Origin of the sequence: Catalinimonas locisalis (genome assembly GCF_038039535.1) — a bacterium.
Lineage (GTDB): Bacteria > Bacteroidota > Bacteroidia > Cytophagales > Cyclobacteriaceae > Catalinimonas.
Genome location: NZ_JBBPHP010000003.1, coordinates 156,489 through 169,317 on the forward strand (window position 1 = coordinate 156,489; position 12,829 = coordinate 169,317).

Annotated in this window: 16 protein-coding genes; 7 read left to right on the forward strand and 9 right to left on the reverse strand. The window is 39.0% G+C overall.

Features of this window, described 5'->3' with window-relative positions:
- The first annotated feature begins 107 nt into the window (after nt 1-107).
- Entirely contained in the window at nt 108-722 is a 615-nt protein-coding gene (locus WJR50_RS06595) for a HEPN domain-containing protein (protein ID WP_341292449.1), read from the forward strand.
- A gap of 164 nt (nt 723-886) precedes the next feature.
- Here WJR50_RS06595 and WJR50_RS06600 read toward each other — a convergent pair whose 3' ends face one another.
- The 7 genes from WJR50_RS06600 to WJR50_RS06630 form a co-directional block, all read right to left on the reverse strand.
- On the reverse strand, nt 887-1,156 hold the full coding sequence (locus WJR50_RS06600; RefSeq protein ID WP_341292450.1) for a DUF5681 domain-containing protein: 270 nt from the start codon (nt 1,154-1,156) through the stop codon (nt 887-889).
- A 22-nt stretch (nt 1,157-1,178) separates the two neighbouring features.
- On the reverse strand, nt 1,179-2,501 hold the full coding sequence (locus WJR50_RS06605) for a hypothetical protein (RefSeq protein WP_341292451.1): 1,323 nt from the start codon (nt 2,499-2,501) through the stop codon (nt 1,179-1,181).
- Nucleotides 2,491-2,898, reverse strand: coding sequence for a hypothetical protein (locus WJR50_RS06610; protein ID WP_341292452.1), 408 nt, complete (start codon nt 2,896-2,898; stop codon nt 2,491-2,493). Before WJR50_RS06610 ends, WJR50_RS06605 begins: the two co-directional genes overlap by 11 nt.
- Nucleotides 2,895-3,188, reverse strand: a complete 294-nt coding sequence (locus tag WJR50_RS06615; RefSeq protein ID WP_341292453.1) for a helix-turn-helix domain-containing protein — start codon at nt 3,186-3,188, stop codon at nt 2,895-2,897. The genes WJR50_RS06610 and WJR50_RS06615 overlap by 4 nt, the downstream gene beginning before the upstream one ends.
- A 77-nt stretch (nt 3,189-3,265) precedes the next feature.
- Nucleotides 3,266-4,282: a hypothetical protein gene (locus WJR50_RS06620; protein ID WP_341292454.1), complete on the reverse strand. Its 1,017-nt coding sequence runs from the start codon at nt 4,280-4,282 to the stop codon at nt 3,266-3,268.
- A gap of 65 nt (nt 4,283-4,347) precedes the next feature.
- A complete protein-coding gene (locus WJR50_RS06625) occupies nt 4,348-4,584 on the reverse strand; it encodes a hypothetical protein (RefSeq protein WP_341292455.1) in 237 nt (78 codons plus the stop codon).
- Nucleotides 4,585-4,603: 19 nt separating this feature from the next.
- On the reverse strand, nt 4,604-5,863 hold the full coding sequence (locus WJR50_RS06630) for a site-specific integrase (RefSeq protein ID WP_341292456.1): 1,260 nt from the start codon (nt 5,861-5,863) through the stop codon (nt 4,604-4,606).
- Nucleotides 5,864-6,227: 364 nt separating this feature from the next.
- Here WJR50_RS06630 and WJR50_RS06635 point away from each other — a divergent pair, with 364 nt between their 5' ends.
- Complete coding sequence (locus tag WJR50_RS06635) at nt 6,228-7,604, forward strand: deoxyguanosinetriphosphate triphosphohydrolase (RefSeq protein ID WP_341292457.1); 1,377 nt, start codon at nt 6,228-6,230, stop codon at nt 7,602-7,604.
- Between the two features lie 36 nt (nt 7,605-7,640).
- The gene (locus tag WJR50_RS06640) at nt 7,641-8,309 is read left to right on the forward strand and encodes an endonuclease III domain-containing protein (protein WP_341292458.1); all 669 of its coding nucleotides are present in this window, start codon (nt 7,641-7,643) and stop codon (nt 8,307-8,309) included.
- Between the two features lie 41 nt (nt 8,310-8,350).
- Here the strand turns inward: WJR50_RS06640 and WJR50_RS06645 are convergent, their stop codons facing one another.
- Complete coding sequence (locus WJR50_RS06645) at nt 8,351-8,728, reverse strand: hypothetical protein (RefSeq protein ID WP_341292459.1); 378 nt, start codon at nt 8,726-8,728, stop codon at nt 8,351-8,353.
- Between the two features lie 225 nt (nt 8,729-8,953).
- Nucleotides 8,954-9,511, reverse strand: a complete 558-nt coding sequence (locus WJR50_RS06650; RefSeq protein WP_341292460.1) for a hypothetical protein — start codon at nt 9,509-9,511, stop codon at nt 8,954-8,956.
- A gap of 97 nt (nt 9,512-9,608) precedes the next feature.
- Between WJR50_RS06650 and WJR50_RS06655 the strand changes: the two genes are divergently transcribed.
- From WJR50_RS06655 to WJR50_RS06670, 4 genes are all read left to right on the forward strand, one after another.
- Nucleotides 9,609-10,094 carry a four helix bundle protein gene (locus WJR50_RS06655; RefSeq protein WP_341292461.1) on the forward strand — a complete coding sequence of 162 codons (486 nt, stop codon included), beginning with the start codon at nt 9,609-9,611 and terminating at the stop codon, nt 10,092-10,094.
- Nucleotides 10,095-10,179: 85 nt separating this feature from the next.
- Nucleotides 10,180-11,379, forward strand: a complete 1,200-nt coding sequence (gene mnmA, locus WJR50_RS06660; protein WP_341292462.1) for a tRNA 2-thiouridine(34) synthase MnmA — start codon at nt 10,180-10,182, stop codon at nt 11,377-11,379.
- Nucleotides 11,380-11,591: 212 nt separating this feature from the next.
- Nucleotides 11,592-12,344, forward strand: a complete 753-nt coding sequence (locus WJR50_RS06665; protein ID WP_341292463.1) for a hypothetical protein — start codon at nt 11,592-11,594, stop codon at nt 12,342-12,344.
- An 89-nt stretch (nt 12,345-12,433) separates the two neighbouring features.
- Nucleotides 12,434-12,808, forward strand: a complete 375-nt coding sequence (locus tag WJR50_RS06670) for a DUF1622 domain-containing protein (protein ID WP_341292464.1) — start codon at nt 12,434-12,436, stop codon at nt 12,806-12,808.
- Nucleotides 12,809-12,829: the final 21 nt, after the last annotated feature.

Genomic DNA, 12,829 nt, shown 5'->3' on the forward strand with positions numbered 1-12,829 from the left:
ATGAGGAAACCATTTGTAGAATAAAATAAACTACATCCAAATTGAGGAAAGACAATGCCTTATCTATGGGAAACTATTAAAAGTATCATCTTATTAGGTCTATTTAAATGGAAGACGTCCATAAAAAGATAAGAAAGTACACCGCTGAAAATAATTTGGTAACAATGTTCTATTTCATGGCAACTAATGATTATCTAGGTTGTAGATGTTGTTTCTTAAATGCACTTCACCAATCAGGACTCGTCTTAGCAGAGCAGGCTATAGAAAAAATCTTAAAGGCACTTTATATTCAAATTGATCCACTAGTTGATTTTAAGAGAAAACATAGATTCCATGATATACCGGGCCTAATTAAAGCCATTGAGAGTAAAAGAGAATGTGATCTAATGCGTTTCAATGAATATGGTCAAAGACTTTCTGACCTTTATTCGGTAAATAGATATCCTGATGATCGTTATCCATTTAAAACAAATGAAAGGCTGAAAGGAGGCTGGGGTACGGGAATAGATGAGTTAGAGAAAATTGATGAATTCTTCTTCCATGTTATTAATCAGATGCCTATGCCAGATTATGTAAAATATACTAATGGCCCATTTGCCTATATTTATGCAGTACCTTTCGAATTATATCGAAAGTGGGTTATTACCAATAACAAACCCTATTCCAATGAAAAATTGTACTACGATAAGAAATTTGAGGAAACAGGTTGGAATAACAAATGATATTGATACCCCCTCGTGAGGAAGTTGTTCCGAGAACAAAGATACTCTCTTCCGATTGAGAAAACTTCAGTTTTATGCGATTTACACCCCCTACCCCCTTTTTATCTGCAATTCCTTTTTTAGGAGTCTAAAAACTCTTCTATTCCATGGATTCGGCGTTTTTATTAATTCCATGCATCCATATCAAAAGGTTTTCCCTCTCCAAATTCATCATACTTTGTTGCCTCCACTTTAGGCATGATGTAGGGCAACAACTTAATGATAAATGCCAACTTTGCAGATGGGTAATTTAAATCATTAATGTATTGAGGTATTTTTTCTACCTCCTCAAACAATACTGCACTTAAGGCCTCTCTCATTTCAATAGTGACCTTATTCTTTGCTCCTCTTGGTCGGCCTTTAGGATTGCCGGATTTACCTTTTTCAAATGCCATTGTTAACTACAATAATTTACAATCAATTAATTCTTACCTCATACTTAGTACCCTCCCAGAATTTAAGAAGTTCTTTATCCTTATCCGATAGTTTAAGACACTGGTTTACATCAAATAAAGTTGGCAACTCTTCACCTTTTAGAATTCTCCTCCGGAGGTTGTTTCTTGGGTTGCTATCCCTATTCCTAACCTTGTGAGCATATTCATAACTAGTGTTTTTTGCTGAAATAAATTTACTGTCTGCTCTCTGATTTGAAATGTCTTTACCGGTATAGCTACACACCCTTTTTTTTATGGTGTTCACTTCTGTAAACTTATAGTCTTTTAACCTACTATACGAGTGGTTAATATTACCCGACATTGATTTTTGTAAGTCGGTTAATTTGTCTAAAGTTTTGGGGTTAGTAAAAGTTAGTATTTGCCACTTTTGCCGGATAGCATTGGTTATCTGACCTTTCACCGGATTAACTACATACCGGCCTATTATTTCATCATATCTTTTCCGGTGGTACTGGTATTTTTTTGGACTCCGAAAATTCAACTCCTCCCAGTAATGAACATTAGTGTAATTGGCCAAATTCCGGCGCTCTACGGACTTCAAATCCTTTTTGGGTATTTGTGGCTCAATCAAGAGTATGTCACGAAATTTGGCCTCTAATAGCGCTCCTAACGCTGGTAAAATGTCAGGTTTTGTCAGGTCGTACAATGTAAAGATACCTATCTCATTCAATTCCTTCATTTTGATATACTTTAACTCGTACCGGAGTACCGGATAAGGTAAACCATATTGTTTGGCCTTGTTATAGATTTTGATACCATACCTTTGATGATAGCAATCTTTGCCTAATGATTTCCTATGAATGTTCCTCATTCTGGAAAATGGTTCTCCTTTGTGATGGATTAGAGTATTTATGAACTGATCCGGCCTTATCGGTAATTCAGTTAAATTTACCCCTATCTCTACATTTTGCAACCTGGCATGATGAGCATTAATGCCAAAGGAGTTCTTTAAAGTATCAATAACCTCTATTAACTCCCTGAAATAAAAGTCATCGTAATTGGCGTTATTGCGCCAAAACTTGTGGAGTGATCCGGTTATCTTTCCTACCCCATTTTCATATACTGTAAAATCTAGATTCTTATACTTTGCTTCTCTATATTTTATTTCGCCGGTTTTCTCTGATACTAGCAGGCTAAAGTCAAGTAACTTATTTGAAAGGAGTTCCTTGGCGGTCAACTGATCTATTCCTATCTTAACAAAGTCAATCATACCATTGATTGATTTTGAACCAAAGAAAAGAGGAGGCCATAAACCTCCTCCTTTCGCATAGGTTCTATTTAACAATTATTTTATAGCTCTGGATAAACTGTTCTACCCTTTTTGCTCTCACACTTTTGTAAGTAGGGTAAACGTTGAGGTTATAGTAAACCCTCAACTCTTGGTTATCCGGCGAAAACTGAAATAACAGCAGGTACTTTTTACCTTTATACAATTGGTCACCATAAAACCAATTTTCTGATATGGGACGTATGCCAGTAAAAAACTTCTTCCCATTCAAAGAGCCTGATATTACCATATCGGAACCAATCTTTTGCCTGTTGAATGTACGCTCTACCTTTAGACGAAAAGGCATCCGGTTAAAACCTACCGGCGCAAAGGATAAATTATAGCATCCGGATTCATGGTCTAATACATACCGGATAATTTCATGAGGGGGTAGGGTTATAGGTTCGCAAATCATGATCTACCCCCTCTCTTTTTTAAATTCGTACTGGTTAAGGCTCTCTCTATTGCCTCCTCAGAATAGAGTAACCTACCCCCTATCCGAGATCCTTCTATTTCGCCCTTTTTAGTGCGCTCGTTTAACGTGGGTAAGGAGATATGAAGTAAATCCGCAGTTTCTTTTCGGGTGCGGTACTTCTTTTCATTGGCCGGAGCTGGCCGGAGTTGTGCTAACTCTTCTTTGACTGTTTCGGAGATCAAAACCCGAAACTCATCTACTGGCATAGATAATAATACTACATCGGTCATAATGTAAAGATTTAATGATTATGACCGCAACTTAACCTAGTTGGTGATGGGGGTAGGGCTGGGGGTAACCCCCGATTTTACTTAAACTTCTTAATTCTTTCTATTTCGTCTAAATCTTGAATGATCTTCTCTGTTGAAAAACCAAACCGTTCAAATAAATCTTTAACAAATTCTAAGTCTTTTCCTTCATTTGAACTCTTAGCATTCAAAAAATCATTACCCAAACTCTTCTTTATGTTATCAGGACTTTTATTTAACAGGATTGCTAAAAACTCTCTTAATTGAGCAGAGGTTAACCCTAAATTCTTATGGAATAATTCTAGGTAGTAAAGAATTAATATTTGCTGGTTTCTTGTGGTTTCTTCTCCTTTCTTTGGTTTCTGTTTATCGATTTGCTGATAAAAAACTTCTGCTCTTTTATTGTCTATCCAATTCATTGTAGCTAGGTAATTCTCTCTTGAATTTCCATAAATCTCCCCTAAAAAATGTTTATTATGGGTTTCAAATGTGTCATATTCTTGGTACGGAAACGACACTAACAGATTTTTCAATAAATCAATAAACTCTATTTTTTCATTTTTGTATCTATCATAATGATAGTTAAGAAAACCTTGAACATCTTTAGTTTTAAGAACTTTTAATTTTTCCAAAAACTTAGCTTCTAAATTTACCTCAAAGATGTTTGATCCATTAATATGTTTAATGAATGGATTTGGAACAATCTCAAATTCATCACTTTTAGAATTTAATACACCTCTGATGTATTTTAATCTGGCCTCTGTATAGAAACGATACCCTAAATGAGGCCATAGTTCTGAGCAATCAGGATACTTTTTTGAGTATTCCTCTATTTCTTCAATAGCCCAAAAAGGTATTGAATCATAAATTTTAACATCAAAGTTTTTAATTTCATCTAGAGTAGGAAAGGTAAGACTTTTAGTCCTACCATTTAAGACGAAAATCTTTTTATAAAGTATTACATCAAAACCTTCAGGATTGATACATAGTAGGTGATAATAATAATTACCCACATCGTGCTCTATAGATTCACTGTTATCAATAATTTTATATTGAAAAAAGATTTTTTTTTCCATTGATCAAGTAATTGTAAAAAGTTTTAAATACCCACTTTCATAAATGACTTTCGCCGGATAATTGCCTACTCAATCCCTATCAACTCTCTCACACTATACACCTCATCAATTGCCAAAAAAGAGAGGTATTGGTTATCAATAATCTCAAAGTCGTTACGCTCCTCCGCAGTGAGTCGGGCAATTGGCTCAAACTTTTCTAAGGGTACTAATACCGTGCGTTCATTGCTCAGGTGCAAAAACATGAGATTATTTCCCATAAAATCTATTTTGCTAATACCTAAAGTTGTTGTTGTTGTATTCATAATCGTATGGCCTTTACTATCAGTTAGCTACCTTCATAAATGACTTTTCGCCGGATTGGTCACGTTTCCAAATCCTTTGGAATTCATTCTCTACTACCTTATCCGTGATTTTAATGTATTTCTTGAAAGTCTTGTAGCTCTTATGGCCGGTAACAGACATTACTAGCTCCGGCCTTACTCCGGCCTCTAATGATAACGTTACAAAGGTTCTACGGGCACAGTGGGTAGTAATGAACTCATACTTAGGTTTAGTGAATTCAATGCGTTTAGCGCCCTTATACCGGCTCACAGTGGTAGAATCATTTATACCGGCTAATTTGCTCAGTTCCTTAAGGTATAGGTTTGTTTTCTGGTTAGTAACTACCGGTAAAAAGTGAGGTTTTATGAGGTACTTGTTTATGATTTGTTGTGCCTCCTCCCTCAAAGGAATATTAACCGTATCTCTGGTTTTGTAGGTTTTGATTAACAGGCTATTTCCTTTGAAGTGTTCCGGCCTCAGTTGCTCCAAGTCAGAAAATCTTAATCCGGTGAAACACCCTAAACAAAATACATCTCTTACCCTCTCTAATCTGCTATTATCGGATAAGTCAAGTTCATAAAGTTTTGCAAGTTCCCGGGCTGATAAAACCACTATATCGGCATCCTCTTTTATTACTTTAAATTTCCTGTAATCAATCTTTTGATTGTACCCCCTATCAGTTGCCCAACTCATAAAGGTTTTAAAAGAGGAGACATACTTTCCGAAAGTGTTATTTACAAATTTCAGATCGTTGTAATAGTAGTCGGTCATTTTATCAAAGAACTTAATATCTATGTTCTCAAATTTGACCTTTACTTTTTTCCTCTTCTGAAAGTCTAGTAATTGCTGTTTTAGGGTTTGGTATTTCTGTATGGTGCGTTCGCTCCGGTGGGTACTGGTTACTGTCAGGAATTCCTCATAGACTCCGAAAAAATCTTCTTTCTTCTCCGGCTTCGCATCTTCAAAATGAATACTTGCCAATATTCTTTCTTTTACCCTTGCCAGATTAGGAGTAGTATCATTAGAACTTTCTTCTAACAGGAACTTGCCGGAGTTCTTTTCTAGGTTGTTCAGGAATACTTTTAGCTCCGGACTTTTAGCGTATGATTTCTTTGGCCGTTGTGACTTATGATCCCAGTATTTAGGGGGAATCTTTTGGCCGGTGTGAATTTTAACGGTTGACTTTTTGACGCGGAGGAATAGAAAAATTAAGGTTTCCTCCTCTTTGGGATTCTTGAGGTAGAAATTAATACTTGCCATTGATCTAAATTTTGAACCAAAGGCAATATAATAATTTGAGAATTAGGGGACACTATAGGGGACACTAAATCTTTATTTCCTTTGTCTTATTCTAATGTGGTTTAATCTCAATATTTCATAAGTAATTGATTTACAGTATATTTAAGTTAAATATGATTTTACTGAATTGTATAGGTTCTAGCGCTGTCCCCGCTACTCATTAACCTGAAGTCCACACTTCAGGTTTTTTTGTTTTAATTCCTTCTCAGATGCTCAAGTTACAATTTTTATAATAATTCATTTTCTGATTCCATTTTGCAGATTCAGACATTCTGTCCATCTTGTTTGCTGTTCATTTTGAGCTTGTAGTAATCACAGAGACATCATGCACTGGAATCATCTTTTTTCTCCTATACGGCTGGGCGTGGAAGACCGCCCTACTTATACGGATATGATCCGTAACCCTTATCAGCAGGATTATGATCGACTTATCTTTTCTTCTCCTTTCCGTCGCTTACAGAACAAAACGCAGGTCTTTCCGCTACCCGGCAGCGTATTTGTCCATAATCGCTTAACTCACAGTTTAGAAGTTGCTTGCGTAGGAAGGTCCCTAGGCAATATCATCGGACACCGCATAGCAGATGAACATCCTGATGAGACGCCTCAGTTTGCACACTTTTACCGCAATGAGATGGGCTCGGTGATCAGTGCTGCCTGCATTGCCCATGACATTGGCAACCCTCCTTTTGGACATTCAGGAGAGAAAGCGATTTCCACTTATTTTACCAATCTGGAGGGAGAAATCCGAAGTCTTTTGGAAGATAGTTTCAACTCCAGCCAATGGAATGATCTGACTAATTTTGAAGGAAATGCCAATGGTTTACGGTTGCTGACGCATCAGTTCAAAGAACGGAGTTACGGAGGACTGAGACTTACCTATACCACTTTGGCTGCCATGGTGAAATATCCCTGTGAGTCAGCGATTGGCCTGAACAAAAGCCGTAAGAGCCGGAGTAAATTTGGCTTCTTTCATTCAGAAATTGAGACTTTTAGTAAGATTGCTGCCGAACTGAAAATCAAAGCTACTTCTGATAATCCCAAAGCTTATGTACGCCACCCTTTTGTATATCTGGTAGAAGCTGCCGATGACATTTGCTATCAGGTGATTGATTGGGAGGATGCCCACCGACTAAAGATCATTAGTACCGAAGAAGCCCAAAATCAACTTTTACAGTTTTTTGCTGACTTAACTACTGATAAATATCAGCGCATTAAGAGCAATGCGCTTAAAATTCAGGACTTAAATGAAAGAATGGGCTACCTGAGAGCCGTAGCAATCAATAGTCTGGTAAATGAATGTGCGGATATTTTCTGGCAAAATCGGGACGCAATTCTGGAAGGCACCTATGAAAAAAGTTTACTGGATGAGCTATCCGGAAGTTTGGGCGAAGCTTTTCAGGCGCTGCAAAGTAAATCTATAGACCGCATCTATAATTATCGTCCGGTGGTAGAGATTGAACTGGCCGGTTATAAGATTCTGGGAGGCCTGCTGGAAGAGTTTGTCCCGGCAGTGTTGAATATGAAAGGCCATCAAAGTAAAAAATTACTCCGCTTACTACCCTTGCAATTTCAGCCTGAAGAAAATACCTGCCTGTACGAAAAAGTGCAGTCGGTCGTAGATTTTGTTTCGGGCATGACCGACCTCTATGCGGTTGACCTCTTCCGTCACATCAAAGGAATTTCTTTGCCGGAGTTGAGATAGGCTAAACATTCAGGCAGAAAGTATTCTTTAAGATGTATGCCTGAAAAAGAAGCTTTTGATATTGATCGGGCCGTAAGCCTTTTACAAAATGTAGTAGAAAGTTTTCCTAAAGCTGCTCTTTTTGACCTTTATGACCAGGGCTATACTTCTCTGTTTGAGCAATTGGTTGCATGTATGATTTCCATTCGCACTTATGATGAAGTTACCGTACCCACTTCTATACAACTTTTCAAAAAAGCCCGCACTCCCAAAGCAATGGTAAATCTATCAGTAGAAGAAATTGATACCGCCATTCAGGCTAGCACTTTTCATGAAGGTAAGGCCAAACAGATTCTTAACATTGCTAAAAAGATCACGGCAGAATATGAAGGTGAACTACTCTGTGATTTTAACACCTTGCTATCTTTCAGCGGAGTGGGTCCTAAGTGTGCAAATCTGGCACTAGGCATTGCCTGTCAGCAGATGCGCGTCGGTGTAGATATTCATGTGCACAGGGTAAGCAATCGTTGGGGTTATGTGCAAACCAAAACCCCTGAAAAAACCATGATGGCCCTTGAAGAAATACTGCCGGAACAATACCGGGTAGAAATTAACCGTTTGCTGGTTCCTTTTGGTAAACACGTTTGTAAGGGCACAGCTCCGTTGTGTTCTCGCTGCCCGCTGGAATCCATGTGCCAGCAAGTGGGAGTCGGTAGTCACCGCTAGACTAATTTGTTGAGCAGATCACCGACATATTGCAAATTTTCTCACCGCTTGATAAACTCCTGAAAGCGTTGTTTCAAGGCTTTGTAACGTAAAGAAAACTCTTCCATCTCCCCTTTCACAATATGGTGTTCTTCATCCGTAATCACATGATCTTTGGTACGGTTGGCAAGCTCCAGTTTGCGGTAGAGCCGTGCCTCGTGGGCATACACTTTGTGTCGGAAATCATCAATCTTAGCGAGAATTTCTATCCACTGGCTCTTAAAATACTGTGAATCGTCCTTAAGTTCACGATCTTCCAGGAGAGGAACTTTCTTAGCCAGCTGATGCTGAAAATACTTGATTTCATCCTGATAAAGATCAAACTCATTAAGCCAGTGGCGGTGCTCATTGTGCAGATGGACTAAATTTTTGTAAGCCATAATAATTTAGATATCATGTGGTTATCCAATATAATGAAAGCTAAAGGAAAAGTCAGGTTTATAAGTGTTTGGGTTCTTAGTTCTAAGTGTTATAGTGTTATGGTTCTCAGCTTCCTCGTATTGATATTGCAGTTGTAGAAGAGCAAAGGTATTTGTAATGCTTTACTTAATTCTTTTCTATAATGCTTGAACTATAACACCACGAACCATAACACTACAACATTATCAGACTGGGGAGGGCAAAAGCTGATTTTCTCTGAGCAAGGGTTTAAGCTTACGACGGAAATTTACCTGCTGTCCAGAGTTGGGGAATTCAATAATATCGTCATGGATTACATTGAAACCGCTGGCTCGCAGAGATTCGCCTATGGCCCGGTAAACCACTGCCGAAATCAGTACGATAGGAGTATTGGGACGCGCTACCTGTAATATTTCTTTCATCAAAATCGGCAGATTTTCGCGGTAAAGATTTGTCCTTGCAGCCGCTGTTTTTCCAGGCAGGGGCTTATCCACTGCACCGATGAGGTAATAGCCTTCTTCCTGCAAACGTTCCAAAAAATAAGTCTTTTCTCTTCTAATGGCTTTAACTGTTTCAAATGCTTCTACCTCTTCGGGGAACAGTACTTTTATCGTTTCCAGAAATAAGCTATCCCCTCTGCTTACATACTCATAATAGAAATAGCGATTTCGCTCTTCAGCAGGGGGAGCTTCAGTGATCAAAAGAAGCTTTATATTTGCAGGGCGATATTTCTCTCTGGCTTGCTGAAACGCACTGATATTCATATAGGATAGTGTTATGGTGTTATAGTTCTTTGTGTTTGGGGGTTATGATGGGAGAACGACCTTAATAGGATTTAGTTAATGTGAAAAAATAGATAAAATGGCTAAAGTAGAATATTTTGAAGACTTGAGATGCTGGCAGATGGCACGAACGCTAGTAAAAGAAGTTTATCAGTCCAGTTCATCCGGAGAGCTTAGCAGGGACTTTGGTGCCCGAGACCAAATCAGGCGGGCTTCTATTTCTGTAATGAACAACATTGCTGAAGGCTTTGCCCGCTATTCTAAAAAGGAATTCATTTTGTTTCTCAACTATGCCCAGAGTTCAGTTGCTGAAGTAAAAAGTATGCTTTATCTCTGTGAAGATCTGGCTTACATTGAGCAGGAGAAAATTCAAAAGCTACATACACAAACGGACAATACCAGAAAATCTATTTTGGCCCTGATCAAATATTTGTCAACGAGTGAAAAGAAATTCAGTGGTATGAGTGGTTCCAGAGTCAGAGAACCCAGGGAAAATTATCGCCTCAGTTCGGACTCTTATCAAATCCCGGAAGAGCACCTTCAAACTGAAACAAAAAAATCTTGAGTCATTATTGCAAGTAGCCAAAAACTATAACATTCAAACACAATCGTACCCGAACCTTTTTTCCTCACTTCCGGTATTACATATTATGAAACGCGTAGTAGTAGGTATGTCGGGCGGAGTTGACTCCAGTGTCGCCGCCTATTTATTGAAAGAACAAGGCTATGAAGTGATCGGCCTGTTCATGAAAAACTGGCATGACGACAGTGTAGTCATCAGTCGTGAGTGTCCCTGGCTGGAAGACAGCAATGATGCCCTTATTGTAGCACAAAAGCTGGATATTCCTTTCCAGACCATTGACCTTAGCAAGGAGTACAAAGAGCGCATCGTAGACTATATGTTCAATGAATATGAGCGGGGGCGTACACCCAATCCTGATGTACTCTGCAACCGGGAGATTAAATTTGATATCTTTCTAAAAACTGCGCTTAAGCTAGGAGCTGACTATGTAGCCACCGGACATTATTGTCGCAAAGCAGAAACTGTTCATGCTGATGGCAGCACTACTTTTCACCTTTTGGCAGGAAAAGATGGTAACAAAGATCAGAGCTACTTTCTCTGCCAGCTCAATCAGGAGCAATTGAGCAAAGCTATGTTTCCTATCGGTGAATTGCAGAAAGTTGAAGTGCGGCAAATTGCCCGTGAGCAGGACCTGGTTACTGCAGATAAGAAAGACTCTCAGGGACTTTGTTTTGTAGGTAAGGTAAGGCTTCCTGAATTTTTACAGCAAAAACTTCAGCCAAAACCCGGTAAGATCGTTGAAATTCCTGCTGAAGCGGCTGTATATGAGAGGTCTTTGGCGGTAGCCGGAACCTCGGACGCAGAGCCTGCAAGTCTGAATGACCTGAGTGCTGCCTACGAATATTCTGCAGATATGGGTAAAGAAGTAGGCTCACATAATGGAGCGCATTACTATACCATCGGACAGCGCAAAGGTCTGAATGTGGGAGGTACGCCCAAGCCTCTGTTTGTCATTGCTACAGACACAGATAAAAATATTGTCTACACCGGGCAGGGCGGTGATCATCCGGGACTGTATCGTCCTGCATTGTTCATCAGTCGGGCGGAGATGCATTGGGTAAGAGAAGATTTACAACTGAAAAATGGAGAATCTTCTTCATTTCAGGTACGCATACGTTATCGCCAACCTTTGGAAAAAGCTACTCTTTATCAGGAGCATGATGGCTTATACATAGTGTTTGAGCGCCCGCAGAAAAGTATAGCCAAAGGGCAATTTGCAGCCTGGTATCAGGATGACGAGCTTATAGGTTCGGGAGTGATCGCTTAACTCCCGATACCTTTTATCTCCCTGCAATACTGATTCATATACCATTTTCACACAGAAATACTTTTTACTGGCTTTAGACCAGCTTATGTGAATAATAGTACATTTCAAAGGGGCGTCTATATTTTTCCTCATAACCAAGCGGGGTAATTCTTGCTTATATTTAAGGAGCGACTTGACAATGTGAAAAGTTTCGCTTATTTAATGAGCAGTTTATGAAAGCAGTTATCCCGTTGATGCTCTTCTGCATCGTATTTACTTCAGCATATTCTCAGCCAGAATCCACTAATTCTGCTATATCCTCGGTAGAACACAATGGTTTTTCCTTTGCCCATTTTAATGCGCTGACAATTCCTAAAAAGACTTTTCATGCAGAAGACTGTATGCACTATCAGGAAGATTTACTGGAAGCTTACCAGCGTAATAAAGATTTCTCGGATCAAGCATTGTTACCCAGCCTGATCGCTCTGGCTTACTATCCTGAACTTAAAGACACCAAAATCCGCTTTGTTTATCTTGATACCAAAACTACCCTGGCAGCCCGTCCACGTTTCTGGAGCCTGTTTCGTGGCAGGGACAAACGCAGTTACAATATTTTTATTGATAAAAAAGTAAAGGAACGGGAAGGTGTACTTTTTGAAGATTTTCCATTTAATGCCCAATTAGGGGGAATCGGTCATGAGTATGCCCACATCATTGACTACTCCAAACGGAGTGGGTTGGATATTCTTTGGCTTGGTATCAAATACCTTTTCAGCAAAAAAGCCCGGGCTAAACTGGAACACAAAGTAGATAAAATCGCGATTGAAAGAGGCCTGGGCTGGCAGGCAATTGCCTGGGAGGAACATGTGTTGAAGAATTCTGAAGCTTCCAAAAAATATAAGACCTACAAGAAAAGCGTCTATCTAAGTGCGGAAGAAATCAAAGAACATATGCAAAACTGTTCTGTTTATGAAGAAGCGAGATAGGTTAGATTTTCTATCTTAGCTTGCTTTTAGTGCCAGCAATTTTGAAATTGTCAGTGACAACTATTTTTTCAACTTAAAGAAACCAAGTTTTGTCCGAATTAGTCAAACCAATTGCGGAGTGGTGTGCGGCAATCGTAGAAGTAATTGGTGTAGGTATACTCACTTTAACGGCTCTTTATATTTGTTTTTATAGCTTAATAAAAGTTTTAAGCAAGGACAAAACTGAAAATACTTTTCATAAAGCACGTCAACGACTTGGAAGAGGCATCCTCATGGGGCTTGAGCTTCTTGTTGCGGCCGATATCATCCACACTGTCGCTGTAGATTTATCATTCAGTACTGTAGGCGTACTGGCTGTTATTGTGCTTATTCGTACTTTTCTAAGTTTCACACTAGAACTGGAACTCACTGGTAAATGGCCCTGGCAAAACAATAGTGAAGAGAAGCAGAGTCAGAATACTTAAAATTGAATTTGCCAAACTCCA